Here is a 17,386-nt window from a genome sequence, read left to right on the forward strand (position 1 = left end):
TATTAATAAATGTTAGATAAAAACCAAATAGCACAACGTATTGCACAGGAACTGAAAGACGGTTACTATGTAAACTTAGGCATTGGTATTCCAACATTGATCGCTAATTACATTCCTAAAGAAGTAAATGTTATTTTGCAAAGTGAAAATGGATTGTTAGGTATTGGACCTTTCCCTGTTGAAGGAGAAGAAGATCCTGACCTGATTAATGCAGGTAAACAAACGATAACAACTATTCGGGGCTCTTCTTTTTTTGATAGTGCGATGAGCTTTGGAATGATACGTGCCGGAAGAGTTGACCTGACTGTACTGGGAGCCATGGAAGTAAGCGATAAAGGGGATATAGCGAATTGGAAGATTCCGGGTAAAATGGTGAAAGGAATGGGAGGCGCTATGGACCTGGTAGCAAGCGCAAAAAATATCATTGTAGCTATGATGCACACCAACCCTAAAGGAGAAAGCAAATTGCTACCCGCATGTACACTACCGTTGACGGGTATACGATGTGTAAAAAAAATAGTTACCGACCTGGCTGTATTGGATGTAACTGAAAGTGGCTTTAAGCTATTGGAGCGTGCGCCCGGAATATCTGTTGAAGAAATAAGAGCAAAAACTGCCGGTAAACTTATAATTGAAGGCGATATTCCAGAAATTAAATTCTAACTCCACAGTCATATTCATAATTCAAAGCAAACTCTACACTAAAGACCAAATTAAACTACTTCTTGTATTTCTGTCGGCGCTAATTGGGCATTCCGCATAGCTATACCTCTCACCGCATTACCTGCAAAATTTGAAAAGGCTTTTTTAGAAATAGCATCATCACTTACCATTACGGGCACTCCAATATCACCGCCTTCACGAATGCTTTGTACGATCGGTATTTGCCCTAAGAAAGGAATATCAAATTCTTCTGCTAAGTTTTTACCTCCATCTTTACCAAAGATGTAATATTTGCTTTCAGGTAATTCAACCGGAGTAAAATAACTCATGTTCTCAACCAATCCAATAACAGGGACTTTTAGCTGAGCCTGACCAAACATGGCGATACCTTTTTTAGCATCAGCCAATGCAATGGTTTGAGGTGTTGTAACTACTATTACACCAGTAACAGGAACTGTTTGCATGATCGTTAAATGAATATCGCCGGTACCGGGAGGCATATCAATAATTAAATAATCCAGATCACCCCATTCCACATCACTTACAAATTGTTTAATGGCACTGCTTACCATTGGGCCACGCCAAACCACCGCCTGCTTTTCATCTATCAGTAAGCCGATGCTCATTATTTTAATACCAAACTTTTCAATGGGTACTATCAAACCTTTTCCATTTACATCTTTCATCAGGGGTCGTTCGCCACGAATGCCAAACATAATATGCTGACTTGGGCCATAGATATCCGCATCCATTAAACCAACCTTTGCACCACCTTGTGCCAATGCCAAAGCGAAATTGGCAGATACGCTGCTTTTACCAACACCACCTTTGCCGCTTACTACAGCAATGATATTTTTCACACCGCTCAAAATCGATTTTGTATCTTTTCTGTTACTGCTGGTATTGCTGGTAAAATTCACTGTTACCACAGCATTTTTATTTACCAATAATTTTACTGCATTAATACAAGCGCCCTGTATCATATCTTTCATCGGGCAGGCTGGTGTAGTAAGCACTACCGTGAACGATACATTATCGCCATTAATTACAATATCTTTTACCATGTTAAGGGTAACAAGGTCTTTGCCGAGGTCCGGTTCCTGCACATTTCCAAGCGCTTTCAGAATATCTTCGTTTGTCATTTTCAATTATTTGTTAAAAAGCCGTTAGCAGTTGCAAAATTAACCATTGAACATCTTATTTTGTTTATTAATTAAAGAATGTTGGATATTTTTGTGACCGGCTTTAGAGCTACTATTAAACATCGTTGTGTCACTCTCTTATACGGCATACCTATACTGAACTATAATGAAGAAACTTTTACAATACATTTTAATAACTGCATTATTTTTTCCTTTAACAGCCAAGGCTCAGTTTGAAAGTTTTAAGGATTCCGTTGTACAATTATATGGAGTGGTAATGACAGCAGATAGCCTGCAGGCTGTTCAAGCTGCGAGCATTGTGGTTAAAGGGCAAAACCGGGGAACCATTACCAATGAGCAAGGGGTATTTAGTATTGTGGTTTTAAAAGGAGATAGTATTGAATTTAGTTGCGTAGGATACAAGCCTAAAACAATCGTGATCCCTACTAATATCCAGGGAAATCAATACAGCGTAATTCAATTAATGACAACCGATACGGTTTATTTGGCTGCCACCATTATTAAGGCTCGCCCAAGTAAAGAACAATTTGAAAGAGATTTTTTAAAAACAAAAGTGCCTGATGATAATTTGGAAATAGCCCGTAAAAATATGAGCGAAAAACAATTGCGCTTTTTAGCTGCTACTATGCCAAGAGATGCAAGAGAAGCCAGTTCACTGTATTTGCGGCAACAGGCGGCTAAAACATATTATTCAGGACAAATACCTCCCCAAAATATTTTCAACCCTTTTGCATGGAACGAGTTTATTAAAGCGTGGAAAAGAGGCGATTTTAAAAACCAGCCGTCCACACTTTCCACTGATGGGAATTAATATAAATAGTTAGCTGTCGGGTATCTTTATTGTTGCCCGATCTTATACGTTCCGTTTATAAATTTTAATTTAAACCTGGGGAACATCATTCCTTCAACAGAAATTTCGTTCAATGTTCCTTTAAGTGTTATCCATTTTCCTTCTAATTCTTCTTTTGTTTCTTTGATCCCATCTTCAATTTTCACATATTCAAAAGAGAATATTTGTGTTCCTTTACTATCGTTCACGCCCGAAAAAAATGTGTTCTTATCATCATCTGAAATATGAGTGCAATTAACATAACAATCGCTGTTAAACGGATGGGAAGGCAATATCATGTCTTTGCCCTGCAAATATTCTGTTCTTTTTAAAGCCTCTTTTTGTGTTATTTTCTTTGCATTTAATAATCCAGCATTGGTGTAAATGTAGATATATCTTAAAACCATCTTCTCTGTTTGCATGGAGTCAATAGGTTCAACATACTTTAAAAGTTCTTTGCACGCTTTTTCTGCCTTCACCCAATTTTCAGCTTCTAAATTTTCCAGTAAGGCATTGTACTTCGTATTAAAATAAGTGTTCTGCGAAAAAGATGTAAAAGAAACAAAGCAAAGAAGAAATGTGATAGCTAAATATTTCATAGAAGAACAATTATTTAAGTTTGGGTCAAATATATAAGTTTAGATTGATTATATGCTGCGCAAAATATGTTGTAATGATTACTATTGTTCAAAAGCTGCCCGATTGAAGCGACACCGGAGCGCAGCGCAGGTATAGCGAAAAGCGGGAGCAAATGTTGATGATAATTAAATGCTCACAGCACCAAAATAAAAAAGACTGCTTGTGGCAGTCTTTTAATTATATACAATTAAACCTTAGATCTTTCCAACCATATCGGCAGGTATTACCCATTCATCAAATTGTTCAGGAGTAACATATCCCAACTTTACCGCCATTTCTTTTAAAGTAGTTCCTTCTTTATGCGCTTTCTGTGCAATTTCTGCAGCCTTGTAATAGCCAATTTTTGTATTGAGTGAAGTAACCAACATCAAAGAATTGTCAACATGCTTTTTAATGTTCGCTTCAATAGGTTCAATACCAATGGCACATTTGTCGTTGAAAGAAACACAACCGTCGCCGATCAATCGTGCGGAGTGAAGGAAATTATAGATCATCACCGGTTTAAACACATTCAATTCAAAATGCCCCATGCTGCCGCCAACACTGATAGCAACATCATTGCCCATTACCTGTGCCGCTATCATCGTTAATGCCTCGCATTGTGTTGGATTTACTTTGCCCGGCATGATAGATGAACCCGGTTCATTATCAGGAATAAACAATTCGCCTATGCCTGATCGTGGCCCGCTGCTTAGCATACGAACGTCATTAGCGATCTTCATTAAGCTAACGGCAACCGTCTTTAATGCACCATGGGCTTCTACAATAGCATCGTGTGCTGCCAATGCTTCAAATTTATTTTCGGCAGTTACAAAAGGCAAGCCTGTTAAAGTTGCAATATGCTTTGCTACATTTTCAGAATAATTAGCAGGTGTGTTAATGCCCGTTCCTACTGCAGTTCCACCTAACGCCAATTCACTTAAATGTGCTAATGTATTCTTAATAGCTTTTAATCCATGGTCTAGCTGTGACACATACCCGCTAAATTCCTGTCCTACAGTTAATGGCGTTGCATCCATAAAATGTGTACGACCAATTTTAACGACCTTCATGAACGTTTTGCTTTTTTCGGCTAATGTATTTCTTAATTTTTCAATTCCCGGTATAGTGACTTCCAGTAAAATTTTATAAGCTGCAATATGCATAGCAGTAGGGAAGGTGTCGTTGCTTGATTGCGATTTGTTTACATCATCGTTCGGATGCAGGAATTTTTCTTTATCATCTAATTTACCGCCATTCAACACGTGCCCTCTGTAGGCAACTACTTCATTTACGTTCATATTGCTTTGCGTACCGCTTCCTGTTTGCCAAACCACTAACGGGAAATAATCATCCAGTTTTCCTTCTAAGATCTCATCACATACTTTACCAATTAAGTCGCTTTTTTCTTTTGGTAAAACACCTGCTTCAAAATTGGTAATCGCGGCTGCTTTTTTTAAGTAAGCAAATGCTTTGATGATCTCTTTAGGCATTTTATTAATATCCTGCGCAATTTTAAAGTTATCGATGCTGCGTTGTGTTTGTGCACCGTAATAAGCATCCACAGGCACTTTTACTTCGCCCATGGTATCTTTTTCAATTCTGTAACTCATAATTTTTTTAGATTGATGATTAGCGGCAGCGAAGGTACAGCGTTGCTATTAATGTTTTGATTTTTAACAGGAAAAGAACCGAAAACGATTGCGTACGGCGATAGCAATAAACGTATTAAATATTTTTTAAAAACAATACAGAAAAAACAGGAAATAATGATGCTTAACAATACAAAAACGAAAAATTTTTGACAAAAGCCTTGCATTATTTAATTAAAACTGTAATTTTACGGCTCTTATCCCCTTCATTGCGAGACATAATTTGTCGTTTTAAGCAATTTTAATTTCCACCTGATCCGAACCAACCCTATTCTCCAATTCCTTTTTTGCAAGTAAGAACTGCAGAAATACCGATGGAATTTACCCCTGTAAATTGCTTTTGCCAGTAAATTTTTTAAATCATAAGAAATGAAGAATTTTTTATTAGCCGTACTTACGTTAGTAACAATAGGTTTAACCAGCCAATACGCCAATGGGCAGGCAGGAGTATTAAAGCCTAATGATGCCTATGCACCTTTTCCGTCTACGGTGCCCGCTTATGGCTCTATAGCCAAGTGGTCTAACTCGTCTAAAAGTAATACGTATGGCTTTCAGTCATACTATTTTAATGGAATGGCATTCCGTCTAAAATTTCCTAAAAGCTATAGTGCCGGCGATAATAAAACTTACCCGGTATTTGTTTTTATACATGGCGCCGGTGAGTATGGTACCATATATGATAATAACCAGCAATTGTATTGGGGTGGTCAGCTACATGCACAGGCTGTAGATAATGGTAAGTTTGATGGATTTTTGTTATATCCGCAAAGTACCAGTGGTTGGTTACAACCTTATGCAGGAGTGATCTTTGGTGTGTTGGATTCGATGATAAAATATATAAAAGCAGATCCTGATAGAGTTATTGTTTCTGGTTTATCCGGTGGCGGACAAGCTACCTGGGATTTTTTAAATGTTACTTATTCTCCAAAAATTGCTGCAGCTATTCCTTTATCTGCTGCAAAAGCGGATGATATACAATATTTTCCTGACGCTATTACTATTCCTGTATGGATGTCAAATGGTGGGGTTGATAATGATCCTGCGCCTCCTACCGCAACACAGGTAGTAGATACTTTTACTAATTTGGGCGGTAATATCAAGCAAAGTTTTTATCCTACTCTTGGTCATGATACGTGGGAAAGCGTTTGGGCAGATGCGGATTATTTTCCTTTCTTAAATCGTCAGAACAAAACCAATCCGTTGGTTTATTTCCAGGAAACACAATTTTGTAATGGACAGGTAAATGCCCGTTTGGCTTTGCAGCCCGGTTTTTTTGCATATCAGTGGATGAAAGATAGTGTAATGATCGATACAGCAGTTTCAAGCCAATTATTAGTTACGCAATTTGGTACTTATGTAGGAAGATATAAAAGAACAGAGACTTCTGATTGGTCTTCATGGTCGCCAACACCGGTAGTGATCTCTCCTAAATCACCATCAATAACTCCTTTAGTACAGGTTAATGGTCCATACAGTAATGTATTGCCTTCTCCTGATGGAAATACTACTACTGTTCCTTTAACGGCAGTAGGTAATTATGCATCTTACGAATGGCATAAGGTAGATAATGGCGATACAATCGTTGGTTCAGCAAAAACATTGAATGCGGCAATTGGTCAATATCAATTAAAAGCAGCAGATCAGTCCGGTTGTAGCAGCGGTTTCTCTGCCATCTTTAAAGTAGTAAATGCAAATGGAGCGAATGGTCCTGATAAAGTAGTGAATGTTACAGGTGCTGCATTATCTAAAACATCTATTCAATTAGATTGGAATGATAACCCGAATCCGGCTTATAATGAAACTGCATTTGAAATTTATCGCAGCACTACATCTGGTGCAGGATATCAATTAGTAGCAGTAAAAAATGCAGATGTTCTAACGCATGTTGATCTGGATCTTACTCCGGGTACAAAATATTATTATATCATCCGTTCAGTAAATAATAATGGCGCTTCACCAATCAGTAATGAAGTGAGTGTAACAACGCAAGCGGATGTTACAGCACCAACTGCGCCAAGTGGTTTAGTGCTTACTGCATCTACTTCTACTACAGCTTCGTTATCATGGAATACTTCTACAGATGATGTGGGTGTTTACAGGTATGATATTTACATTAATGGCGTTAAATCCTATTCAACTGCCAGCACAGATTTCACGGTAGTAAATCTTACAGCCAATACTTTGTATGCATTTACTGTTAAAGCAAGAGATATTGTAGGTAATGTTTCTCCTGCAAGTAACCAGGTAGTAGTTGGTCCGGTGGTAACTTCATCTATACCAACCAAGCCAAGCGCTTTAAATGTTACTGCAACTTCTTACAACAAAATAAGCTTAAGTTGGACGGATAACAGCAGCAACGAAACAGGTTTTGAAATTGTTCGTTCAACTGATCGCGTTAACTATACACCACTTACAACAGTAACAGCAGGTACTGCGAGCTTTGTTGATTCAATAGGTTTGTCTGCTTCTACCAAATACTGGTATAAAGTAAGAGCTATTAATGCTAATGGCGCTTCTGCTTTTGTAACTACGTTTGAAGCAGGCTGGAATTTTAATGGCGATCTGACCGATGCCAGCGGGAATGGTTATACACTAACGCCAACGGGTACCACAACATATTCTACAGATAAAGTAGAAGGAACGAATGCTGTTTCTTTAGATGGAAGTACACAATATTTCGATCTGGCAAATAGCACTACTTTCCCTAATAATAGTATTACTGCACGCACAATAAGTGTTTGGGTTAAACCAACAGCCGCTACTATAAGCGGTTCCAATAAGATCATTTATGATCTGGGTTCATCAACAGTAGGTATTGGTTTGCGTTTTAATAGTGGTGCATTGCAAGCCGGTGTTGCCGGTAGTATTTTACTGCATTATACTGCTGTTGTAAATAATATTGCAACAGATGCAAACTGGGTTAGCAATGGATGGAACCATATAGTAGTAGTTTACAATACCAATACGTTACAGTTATATGTTAATAAAGTATTAAAAGCAACTACCAGTTTAGGTGTTTCTTCTTTAGGAACTTCTACAACAGGATTCCGTATTGGAGCAACCAATTCAACCAATGCATTTAGCTCTGCTGCTACTTCTACTAACTATGCCGGTTTGATAGATGATTTTGAAATGATTTCAGAACCATTGAATGCAACGGGTGTTACTGCATTGTACAATCAAACATATGCAGCAGCAACCACTTCAGCATTGCCTTCGGTTCCTGCAGCGCCTACTTCATTGGTAGCACAAGCAACATCAACAACCAAAGTCTCAGTATCATTTACAGATAATGCCAATAACGAAACAGGTTTTGAAGTGTATCGTTCTGTAACTGACACAGGTAACTTTAAAATATTAACTACCTTAACTGCAGGTAGTAACGGCTTTACAGATTCAACTGTATTCCCTAATGCTATCTACTACTATAAAGTAAGAGCGATAGGAATTGGCGGTAGCTCAGCTTTCTCAAATATTGATTCAGCATCTACAATCATCATAACAGTAAATCATCCGCCCGTTATTGCACCTGTCGCAGACTTTACTTTACGCTATGATGCTTCTAAAACAGTTACATTAACTGCTACAGATGCAGATAATGATCCGATCGTATTTACTCCACTTTCGGCACCTTCATTTGCTGTATTTACAAACGGAGTAAGCGGCACTGCAACGATGCAGGTCGGTCCAACATCTATTGCTGATACAGGTGTTTATACTATCTCAGTAGTAGCAAAAGATAATCACGCTGCTACAGATACAATTACATTTAAAGTAACAGTTAACGCTAATTACTTACCAACGGTAACAGCTGTAAGCAATCAAACTGTAAATGAAGCAGATTCATTAAGTATTCAAATAACAGCAAATGACCAGGATGGAAATGCGGCTTTGGTATGGTCGTTAACAAATGCGCCATTTTTTGCTACAATCAGCGGCACTGTAAATGGAGTTGCAACGGTTACTTTCAAACCTAACTATGCAAGCTCGGGTACATACCCAATAACACTTACTGTTTTAGATGCAGCAGGCGATACCGCTTCTACGACGTTTACATTAACTGTTGTTGATGTAACGCCTCCTACACAAAAAATATTTATGGATATGCGTTATAACAGCCCATCAGCTCCGGCTCCATGGAACAATATAACAGGTATATCTTCAACTAATTTATTAAACAGCGATGGACAATCAACTACTGTTGGTCTCCAATTTTTAAATACACCTTGGAATGCAGGTAACGCCAGCAATTCAACTGGTAATAATTCGGCTATTTATCCTGATGCAGCTATTGCAGATTATTTCTGGTTCGGTATTTATGGCGCACCAGAAACAGTTTCATTCCAGTTAACAGGATTGGATCCATCTGCTAAATATAACCTTAACTTATTCTCAAGTTCAACATGGCAAGGTGCCGGACCAAATGGTTCAACAGTGTTTACTATTAATGGTGTAGCTAAATCTGTAAATGCAAATTATAATTTGCAAAATACAGCAGCTTTCACCAGCCTGCTTCCGGATGCTTCGGGAAATATAACAGTTGCTATGAGTAAAGCAGCTAATACTCCTTACGGAATGATAAATGATATTGTATTGGAAAAACAATACAACGATAATTCAGTGCCTGCATTGCCAACGAATGTAACGGCACAGGCTTTATCAAACGGTTCTGTTCAATTAACATGGAAAGACAATGCATTTAATGAGAACAATTATTTAGTGTATCGTGCAACATCAGCAGCAGGAACTTATACTGCATTAAATGCAGGTGCAACCAATGCAAACGATACTTCATTTACTGATGCAACAGTTTCGGCAGGCTCTACTTATTATTACAAGATAGAAGCAACCAATGCAAACGGTTCATCAGGCTTAACAGCGCCGGTAAGTGTAACTGTGGCATCGATCATTATTCCCGCAACAGAAAAAATATACATGGATATGCGTTATACTACTCCATCAGCTTCGGCTCCATGGAATAATATAACAGGCGTTACAACAAATAATCTATTGAACAGTAACGGTCAATCAACTACTGTTGGATTAGCATTCTTAAGTACACCTTGGAATACAGGTAATGCAAGTAATTCAACCGGCAATAATTCAGGTGTATATCCTGATGCAGCCATTGCAGATTATTTCTGGTTCGGTATTTATGGCGCACCTGAAACAGTATCATTCCGTTTAACGGGATTGGATCTATCCACTAAATATAATGTTACATTGTATTCAGGTTCAAACTGGCATGGAGCAGGAACAAATGGTACGATCAATTATACTATCAATAGTGTTACAAAATCATTGAATGCAGAGAGTAATGTTAAGAATACGGTAACGTTTACTAACCTTACTCCCGATGCTTCAGGATATATAACGGTAGCATTGAGTAAAGGATCTAACACTCCTTATGGTATGCTGAATACCATCATGCTTGAAAAACAAGTAAATGATGCTACAGCGCCGATCATGCCGACGAACTTGGCGGCGCAGGTATTATCAAGCGGCTATGTTAAATTAACATGGAAAGATTTTGCATATAATGAAGATAATTATCTGGTTTATCGTGCAACAGCAGCAGCTGGTCCATATACATTATTGAATGTTGGAGCAACCAATGCTAACGATACATCTTATACAGATAATACAACTGCAGCGAATACTACTTACTATTATAAGATTGAAGCTACTAACGTAAATGGTTCTTCAGGACAAACAGCACCGGTAACAGCAGTAATCGGCAATTTAACTCCGCCAACACAAAAAGTGTATATGGATATGCGCTATACAACTGCTGCAGCTCCAGCTCCTTGGAATAATATATCAGGAGTAACTTCTGCAGGATTGTTGGATGACCAGGGGCAAGCAACTTCTATCGGTTTGCAATTCTTAAGTACACCTTGGAATACAGGTAATGCAAGTAATTCAACCGGCAATAATTCAGGTGTTTATTCAGATGCTGCAATTGCTGATTACTTCTGGTTTGGCGCATATGGTGCACCGGATTCAGTGACCTTCCGTTTAACAGGATTAGATGCTGCATCTAAGTATAACGTTACATTGTTCTCGAGCAGTACATGGCAAGGTGCCGGTCCAAACGGAACAGTATTGTTTACATTGAATGGTGTTCAGAAATCGATCTATACTGAACATAATTTGCAAACTACTGCTACCTTCAGTGCAATTACTCCGGATGCATCAGGATATATAACTATCAAGATGAACAAAGGATCAAACACACCTTACGGTATGTTAAATGATATTGTGTTGGAAAAACAAGCCAGCAGCTCTACGCCACCTGTAGCGCCAACTAACCTGGCAGCGCAGTTATTGTCCAACGGCTCTGTACAATTAACATGGAAAGATGTTTCTAATAATGAAGATAACTTCTTAGTGTCTCGTTCTACTACAGCAACAGGTACATATACTACATTAAATGCGGGAGCAACCAATGCCGGTGATACCTCTTATATTGATGCAACTGCTTTAGGCAATACTACTTACTATTATAAAGTAGCGGCAAGTAATGCAGGTGGTTCAGCATCATCTCCTGCGGTTACTATTACTACAGTGAATAAGATACCTGCCTTGGCAGTATTGAAAGATACTTCTATAAAAGGTGGTGTAAGCGCAACAATAAATGTAACAGCAACAGATGATCCAAGTAATACATTAACAACAACTGTTACCGGATTACCATCATTTGCAACTTATACAAGTACAGGAAACGGAACAGGTAAAATAGCTGTTGCACCAACTGTAAATGACCTGGGTATTTATAAAAATGTAATCGTTAAAGTGTCCGATAATTTTGGTGCAAGTGTTGTCGATACATTTAATATTTATGTAGTGGATAGTGCACTTCGTACAGTGTACATCAATTTTGGCCCTTCGGATGCAACACCACAGGCAAGACCATGGAATAATTATTTAACGTATCCGTTTGTAAACTTCCCATTAACAGGTTTATTGGATGATAATAATGTAAATACCGGTTTCAGTATCAAATTAAATGATCAATGGGAAAATAATTTCAATATTGGAATGGTTACAGGCGATAACAGCGGTGTTGTTCCTGATAATGTAATGAAAGGTAGTATTGAAACTTCTGATACATTGCCACATGTAATTGAGATTGGAGGATTGAATCCTGCTAAAAAATATGATATAGGCATTGTTAGCAGCTTTGACGGAGGTGTGGATGCAACAGCTACTTATACAAGCGGAACTGCAAGTGTAACATTTAACGGAATGTATAACAGCAATACAGTTGCTTACCTGAACGGATTAACACCGAATGCTTCAGGAATTATACAGGTAACGGCTAAGAAGGCTGCATCAGCAACCTATATGAATCTGAATGCAATAGAAATACATGAGTATGTTGCAACAACTACTCCTGTACGTCCATTTAATTTGATAGCAGAGTCTATTTTAAGTACAAGCCAGATCAAATTAACATGGAGTGACAGAAGCACAAATGAAACAGGATTCCAGATCTATCGTGCTACATCACAAACCGGTACATATTCATTGGTTACAACAACGAGCCCTGGTGTTACTACGTATACGAACACAGGCTTAACTGCTAATACACGTTACTATTATAAAGTAAGAGCTATTAATGGTTCAACCATCAGTAGCAACTACAGTAATATAGCATCAGAAGTATTGCCGGTTAATATTGTGTATATTAATTTAAATGCAAGCTCGGCACAAAATGCACCTTCACCATGGAACAATACAAGTGGTCCATCTACACAAGGTTTGGCATTCCCGAATTTGATAAATGGTTCTGCTGTTAATACCGGCTTCCAGATGACAATCACGAAAGCCTTGAATGGTGCAGGTTTTGCTGGATCAACAGTGAGCAATGGTTTATTCCCTGCAAACGTTATGACCAGCAACTACTGGACAGATGCAAGCCAGCATTCAGAAGTTAAATTTGATAACCTGGATGTTCGTAAGAAATATCGTATAGGCATCTTCGGTAGTGCGATCAACTTTGGTTACTTCCTGGCTAACTATAGTTGCAATGGAAAAACAGTTCAGTTGAACAGCTATAATAACAGCACTAAGATTGTTTACCTGGATAATTTAACTCCGAACCAGGATGGTGAATTGTATATTGATATTACACCTGAAACGGGTTATCCATATTGCTTCACCAGTGCATTCACTATTGAGTACTTTGATGATGTGACAGCACCGGTATTACCGATCTTAAACAGACCAATTGCTGAAACGGAAGAAACAGTTCCTGTAGCAGATGTAAATGTTTATCCAAATCCATTTACTGATCATTTAACTGTTGAGTTGAATAGTAAAGATGCAGGTAGAACAGCATTAGGATTGTATGATATATCCGGTCGTTTGTTATACAGACAAGAAGTAACAAAAGGAGAAGGCAAGCAAACCTTCAATATTAATATACCGAATGCGGCAAGCTTAAAAACGGGTAATTACATCTTTAATGTAAATATCGATGGCAAGCTGAATAAGTCAGTGATATTGTTGAAAGGAAATTAAAATATAAACACACCATTTTATAAAGTCCGGCAATGGCCGGACTTTTTTATTGATAAGGTTACTATACATTTATACTTAATTTTGCAGATCGACGCTTTTATCTCATTGCTTCATATCACTTAATTAATTGTAATGTTTTTAATTACTTCACTACGACTCTTTTTTAAACGAAATTTTGATAAAATAAAAAACCCAAGAGTACGGCTAGGCATATTACAAGCCATACCTTTTTGGGTAGCCTCGATAATAGTTGGTTTGGTGACGGTTTTATATGCAAAAGTGTTTGCATTGGCAGAACAAACAATGGGAAAGATTTACGACTGGCATCATTGGATAATCTTTATACAGTTACCTTTATTTATGTTGTTGGCGTGGTGGATAGTACAAAAATTTGCACCGTATTCAAGAGGCAGTGGCATTCCGCAAGTAATGGCAGCAACAGCATTGATAGAAGAAAATCCTAAAACAAATGTTGAGAAATTATTAAGCATAAAAGTTGCTATCGTAAAAGTAATATCAACTTTATTTATGGCGTTGGGTGGTGCGGCTATAGGAAGAGAAGGTCCTACGATACAAATAGCAGGCTCCATTTTTAATTATATTAATAAACTGATTCCTAAAAGTTGGCCTAAATTAAATCGTACCAATATGATTGTTGCGGGAGCTGCTGCAGGGTTGGCAGCTGCTTTTAATACACCATTAGGAGGAATTGTTTTTGCAGTGGAAGAATTATCAAGGACACATGTAAGTTTTTATCGTACTGCATTATTTTCAGGAGTGATCATTGCAGGACTAACGGCGCAGGCTATGCTAGGACCATATTTATACTTAGGTTTCCCCGATGTAAGCGGAACCTCCTGGCATATATTATTTTCTATTTTATTAGTAGCTGTTATTGCTGGCATTGCAGGAAGTTATTTATGTTCACTGATTATAAAAGTTATACGTTGGAAAGCGAGAGCATTTACTAAAAAATCGCAGCATGTGTGCTTCGTTTTAGGAGTGGCAGTAATAATGGCATTTCTTACTTTCTTTATCAGCTTTTCTGTTACAGGTTCTGGTAAAGAAATAATGTTGCAGTTACTGTTTACCAACGATAAGGTATTACCCTGGTATACTTTTCCTTTACGCTTTGTGGGATCTTTATTAAGTTTTACAAGTGGCGCTGCGGGTGGCGTTTTTGCGCCGGGTTTGGCAGCAGGAGCAACCATTGGCGCATCTATCGGTAATTGGTTTCACTTTCAATCTGCAGATACTAATTTATTGGTGTTGGCAGGAATGGTCGCTTTCTTAACAGGCATTACTCGTACACCGTTTACATCAGCCATTTTAGTTTTAGAAATGACAGACAGGCATTCAGTGATCTTTTACCTGATGTTGGCAGGAATGATCGCAGGATTGGCTTCGCTATTGGTCGATCAACATTCTTTTTACGATCATTTAAAACATGATTTTGTTCGCGACTTTAAACGAAAAGAAATAGAAGAGCAGCAAAAACTTGTTCCTGCGGAAGAAGGCGGATGATCTTATAAATAAAACAATAAACCCTGCAAGCTTAACCTGCAGGGTTTATCATAATGCTAATGTGTATCCTGAAATTATCTTCTTCTACCACCACCGCCATTTCCTCTGTTTCCTCCGCCGCTGGTTCTACCTCCTCCACCAACTCTATTGTTGGAAGGACGTGAAATACCGCCTCCGCCACCAGGAGTAGTTCTTTGCTGTTGAAAATTTTGTACTCGCTGTTGACCTCGTTCACGCATTTGTTGCTGACGGTTTAAATTGTCTATAGTAGTTCTATTTGTAGTGTTATTGTCTACGTTACGCCATTGATTTTGCTGGCGTTGTTGCCATTGCTGGCTGTTAGTGTTAGGCGTTGTATTATCTCTTCTATAAACATTTCCATCTCTATCAGTTTGGATATTAGGTTGAGTATTGTTATTGTTGTTTACTCTGGGAGTACCATTCCGGTTAGGATTATTTTGTTGTGGACGATTATTAGAACCATTATTAATTGTAGTAGTTGGCCTGTTATTAATAGTGGTCGCAGGTCGATTATTAATGTTTGCAGGCCTATTATTTATCGTAGTGCGACGGGCAATACGATTATTTGGATTAAAGACATTATTATTTCTTGTTACTACATCTCTGCGGAAATTGTAAATATTGTTGCTAACTCTTGTACGGTTATTTACAACAGCAGGTCTGTTTTGTATGCCGGCTGGTCTTCTTCCATAATAACCATAGCTGCGGTTGGAAGTTCGGATATAGGGAGGACGATACACTGAAGGACCCCACCAGCCACCTCTCCATCTGTTCCAGCCACCTGTTCCAAAGCCAACATTAAACCATCCATAATTAAAACTATACCCAATGCTCCAACCTACCCATGGATTGTAGCGCACACCAAATCCCCATGTGTAAGGACGTGCATAATAATAATTACCCCACCAAGGACGATAATGAAAACCTGTTCCATATACTACGGTTGGTCCGTAAATAAATGTATTTAAATATCCGGGAGTATAACCCATATAAACCCAATCAGGCGTGTAATCATAAACATACACATACTTGATGTTATATACAGGGCAGCTTGGAGGAATGATGTCTACTTCATCAGGACGGTCTACAGATACTACCCATGGACCTGCCGGTGAACCCGATTCAAACCAAACACCGTTATCAACACAGTAGTATTTATCACGGTAACGAATAACTGAACTTTGTGTATTGGTGGCATATTGCATATCGGTTCCCTGGATATTATCAAATTGCGGATCACCATCGTATGTAACATTTGCAGAAGCTGTATTACGATCAACCTTTGCTGTTTGTGGAATTTGAGCATCCATTACGGCTTCACGGGCAGCATTGGTTCCCGCAACACTTGCCAACACATTGTCTTTAGGAGAGCCTTCCGGTATATTGGCAAAATCGGCAGGTAAGGCATTGGAGGCTACATATTGCCAGCCGGTATTTAATTTGGCAGACTTATACCATCTGCCTGAGATCAATACATAATATTGTTGTGAACTTTTATCTAAGAAAATATCATTGGAGCTGTTGTTGGCATATGATAAGGATGTTCCATCAATATCGCTGAATGAAGGATTGCCATTGGTTTGTATTAATTCGGCAGGTACTGTACTTACGATCACAGCAGGTGTTATATCGCTTGAAGAGTCGCTATATCCTGCATCGTCACTATTGGCATTGTCTATGGCTGTTTGTACTGTGTTCAAATTAGCAGGTGTTCTGCTCACGTAAGTGAACGGTCCACTTGCAGAAGAACCTTTATACCAATGCTTGCCGCCATATAAATAATAATAACTATCAGTATTTTTCACAATGGCATAAGGTGTATTCACTACTGCATCCAAGCCCCACTGATCATTGTGCTGTAATTTAGGCTCCCCGTCTATAACTACTAACATAGAAGGCTTGTTGGCATATATTATTGTAGGAGGGTCGTTGCTTAGATCTTTTGATAATTTCTTTTCTTCAGTATTATTATCAATTGCAGCTAATATTTCATCCTGCGGAAGACTGGGAACTATAGAAGGAATTTGTGTTTCCAATGCTGTTTTTAAGTAGCTGATGGTATTGGCATCCACATCACTGCTGGAAAATTTAATATTAGGAACTTTTGCAGAAATAATATTTATAAGCCTGTTGTCTCTGTCTGTCTCCACTGTTTCTACAGCCCAAAATGTTCCGAAAACGGGATCGGTTTTCCCCGACTGCAATAATGAAATGGCAGAGCGTGTTTTTAAAGTGTTTCCCGAAAAAGATTCAGGATCGGGTTCGTAAATTTTAATTACTGAGCCATCTTGCGTATTAATAGTGCGTGGCCAGTCGTTGTCTTGTGCTTTTGCATTGCTGAAAACCGCAATAAAAGAAAACAGCAATGATATGCTTCGTAATTTGTTCAT

At 38.4% G+C, this 17,386-nt stretch carries 8 protein-coding genes; 4 read left to right on the forward strand and 4 right to left on the reverse strand.

Annotation, left to right across the window (positions count from 1 at the left end):
• Positions 1–9: 9 nt before the first annotated feature.
• A complete protein-coding gene (locus K9M53_RS03015) occupies positions 10–663 on the forward strand; it encodes a CoA transferase subunit B (protein ID WP_224017860.1) in 654 nt (217 codons plus the stop codon).
• Between the two features lie 50 nt (positions 664–713).
• Here the strand turns inward: K9M53_RS03015 and K9M53_RS03020 are convergent, their stop codons facing one another.
• Positions 714–1,805, reverse strand: a complete 1,092-nt coding sequence (locus K9M53_RS03020) for an Mrp/NBP35 family ATP-binding protein (RefSeq protein ID WP_224017862.1) — start codon at positions 1,803–1,805, stop codon at positions 714–716.
• Positions 1,806–1,971: 166 nt separating this feature from the next.
• Between K9M53_RS03020 and K9M53_RS03025 the strand changes: the two genes are divergently transcribed.
• Positions 1,972–2,637, forward strand: coding sequence for a carboxypeptidase-like regulatory domain-containing protein (locus K9M53_RS03025; protein WP_224017863.1), 666 nt, complete (start codon positions 1,972–1,974; stop codon positions 2,635–2,637).
• A gap of 26 nt (positions 2,638–2,663) precedes the next feature.
• Here the strand turns inward: K9M53_RS03025 and K9M53_RS03030 are convergent, their stop codons facing one another.
• Positions 2,664–3,254 carry a hypothetical protein gene (locus K9M53_RS03030; protein ID WP_224017865.1) on the reverse strand — a complete coding sequence of 197 codons (591 nt, stop codon included), beginning with the start codon at positions 3,252–3,254 and terminating at the stop codon, positions 2,664–2,666.
• A 234-nt stretch (positions 3,255–3,488) separates the two neighbouring features.
• Positions 3,489–4,886, reverse strand: coding sequence for a class II fumarate hydratase (gene fumC / locus K9M53_RS03035; protein WP_224017867.1), 1,398 nt, complete (start codon positions 4,884–4,886; stop codon positions 3,489–3,491).
• 408 nt (positions 4,887–5,294) lie between these two features.
• On the opposite strand from fumC, the gene K9M53_RS03040 reads away from it, so the two are divergent.
• Together K9M53_RS03040 and K9M53_RS03045 are read left to right on the forward strand one after the other, a co-directional pair.
• Complete coding sequence (locus K9M53_RS03040; RefSeq protein ID WP_224017869.1) at positions 5,295–13,451, forward strand: fibronectin type III domain-containing protein; 8,157 nt, start codon at positions 5,295–5,297, stop codon at positions 13,449–13,451.
• Between the two features lie 132 nt (positions 13,452–13,583).
• Entirely contained in the window at positions 13,584–14,975 is a 1,392-nt protein-coding gene (locus K9M53_RS03045; RefSeq protein WP_224017871.1) for a chloride channel protein, read from the forward strand.
• 74 nt (positions 14,976–15,049) lie between these two features.
• Here the strand turns inward: K9M53_RS03045 and K9M53_RS03050 are convergent, their stop codons facing one another.
• Complete coding sequence (locus tag K9M53_RS03050) at positions 15,050–17,386, reverse strand: hypothetical protein (RefSeq protein ID WP_224017873.1); 2,337 nt, start codon at positions 17,384–17,386, stop codon at positions 15,050–15,052.

It is taken from the genome of Ferruginibacter albus, assembly GCF_020042285.1.
Lineage (GTDB): Bacteria > Bacteroidota > Bacteroidia > Chitinophagales > Chitinophagaceae > Ferruginibacter > Ferruginibacter albus.

Coding starts and splice junctions, on each gene's coding strand:
- K9M53_RS03015 (WP_224017860.1), top strand. CDS start 10: ATGTTAGATAAAAACCAAATAGCACAACGTATTGCACAGGAACTGAAA.
- K9M53_RS03020 (WP_224017862.1), bottom strand. CDS start 1,805: ATGACAAACGAAGATATTCTGAAAGCGCTTGGAAATGTGCAGGAACCG.
- K9M53_RS03025 (WP_224017863.1), top strand. CDS start 1,972: ATGAAGAAACTTTTACAATACATTTTAATAACTGCATTATTTTTTCCT.
- K9M53_RS03030 (WP_224017865.1), bottom strand. CDS start 3,254: ATGAAATATTTAGCTATCACATTTCTTCTTTGCTTTGTTTCTTTTACA.
- fumC (WP_224017867.1), bottom strand. CDS start 4,886: ATGAGTTACAGAATTGAAAAAGATACCATGGGCGAAGTAAAAGTGCCT.
- K9M53_RS03040 (WP_224017869.1), top strand. CDS start 5,295: ATGAAGAATTTTTTATTAGCCGTACTTACGTTAGTAACAATAGGTTTA.
- K9M53_RS03045 (WP_224017871.1), top strand. CDS start 13,584: ATGTTTTTAATTACTTCACTACGACTCTTTTTTAAACGAAATTTTGAT.
- K9M53_RS03050 (WP_224017873.1), bottom strand. CDS start 17,386: ATGAACAAATTACGAAGCATATCATTGCTGTTTTCTTTTATTGCGGTT.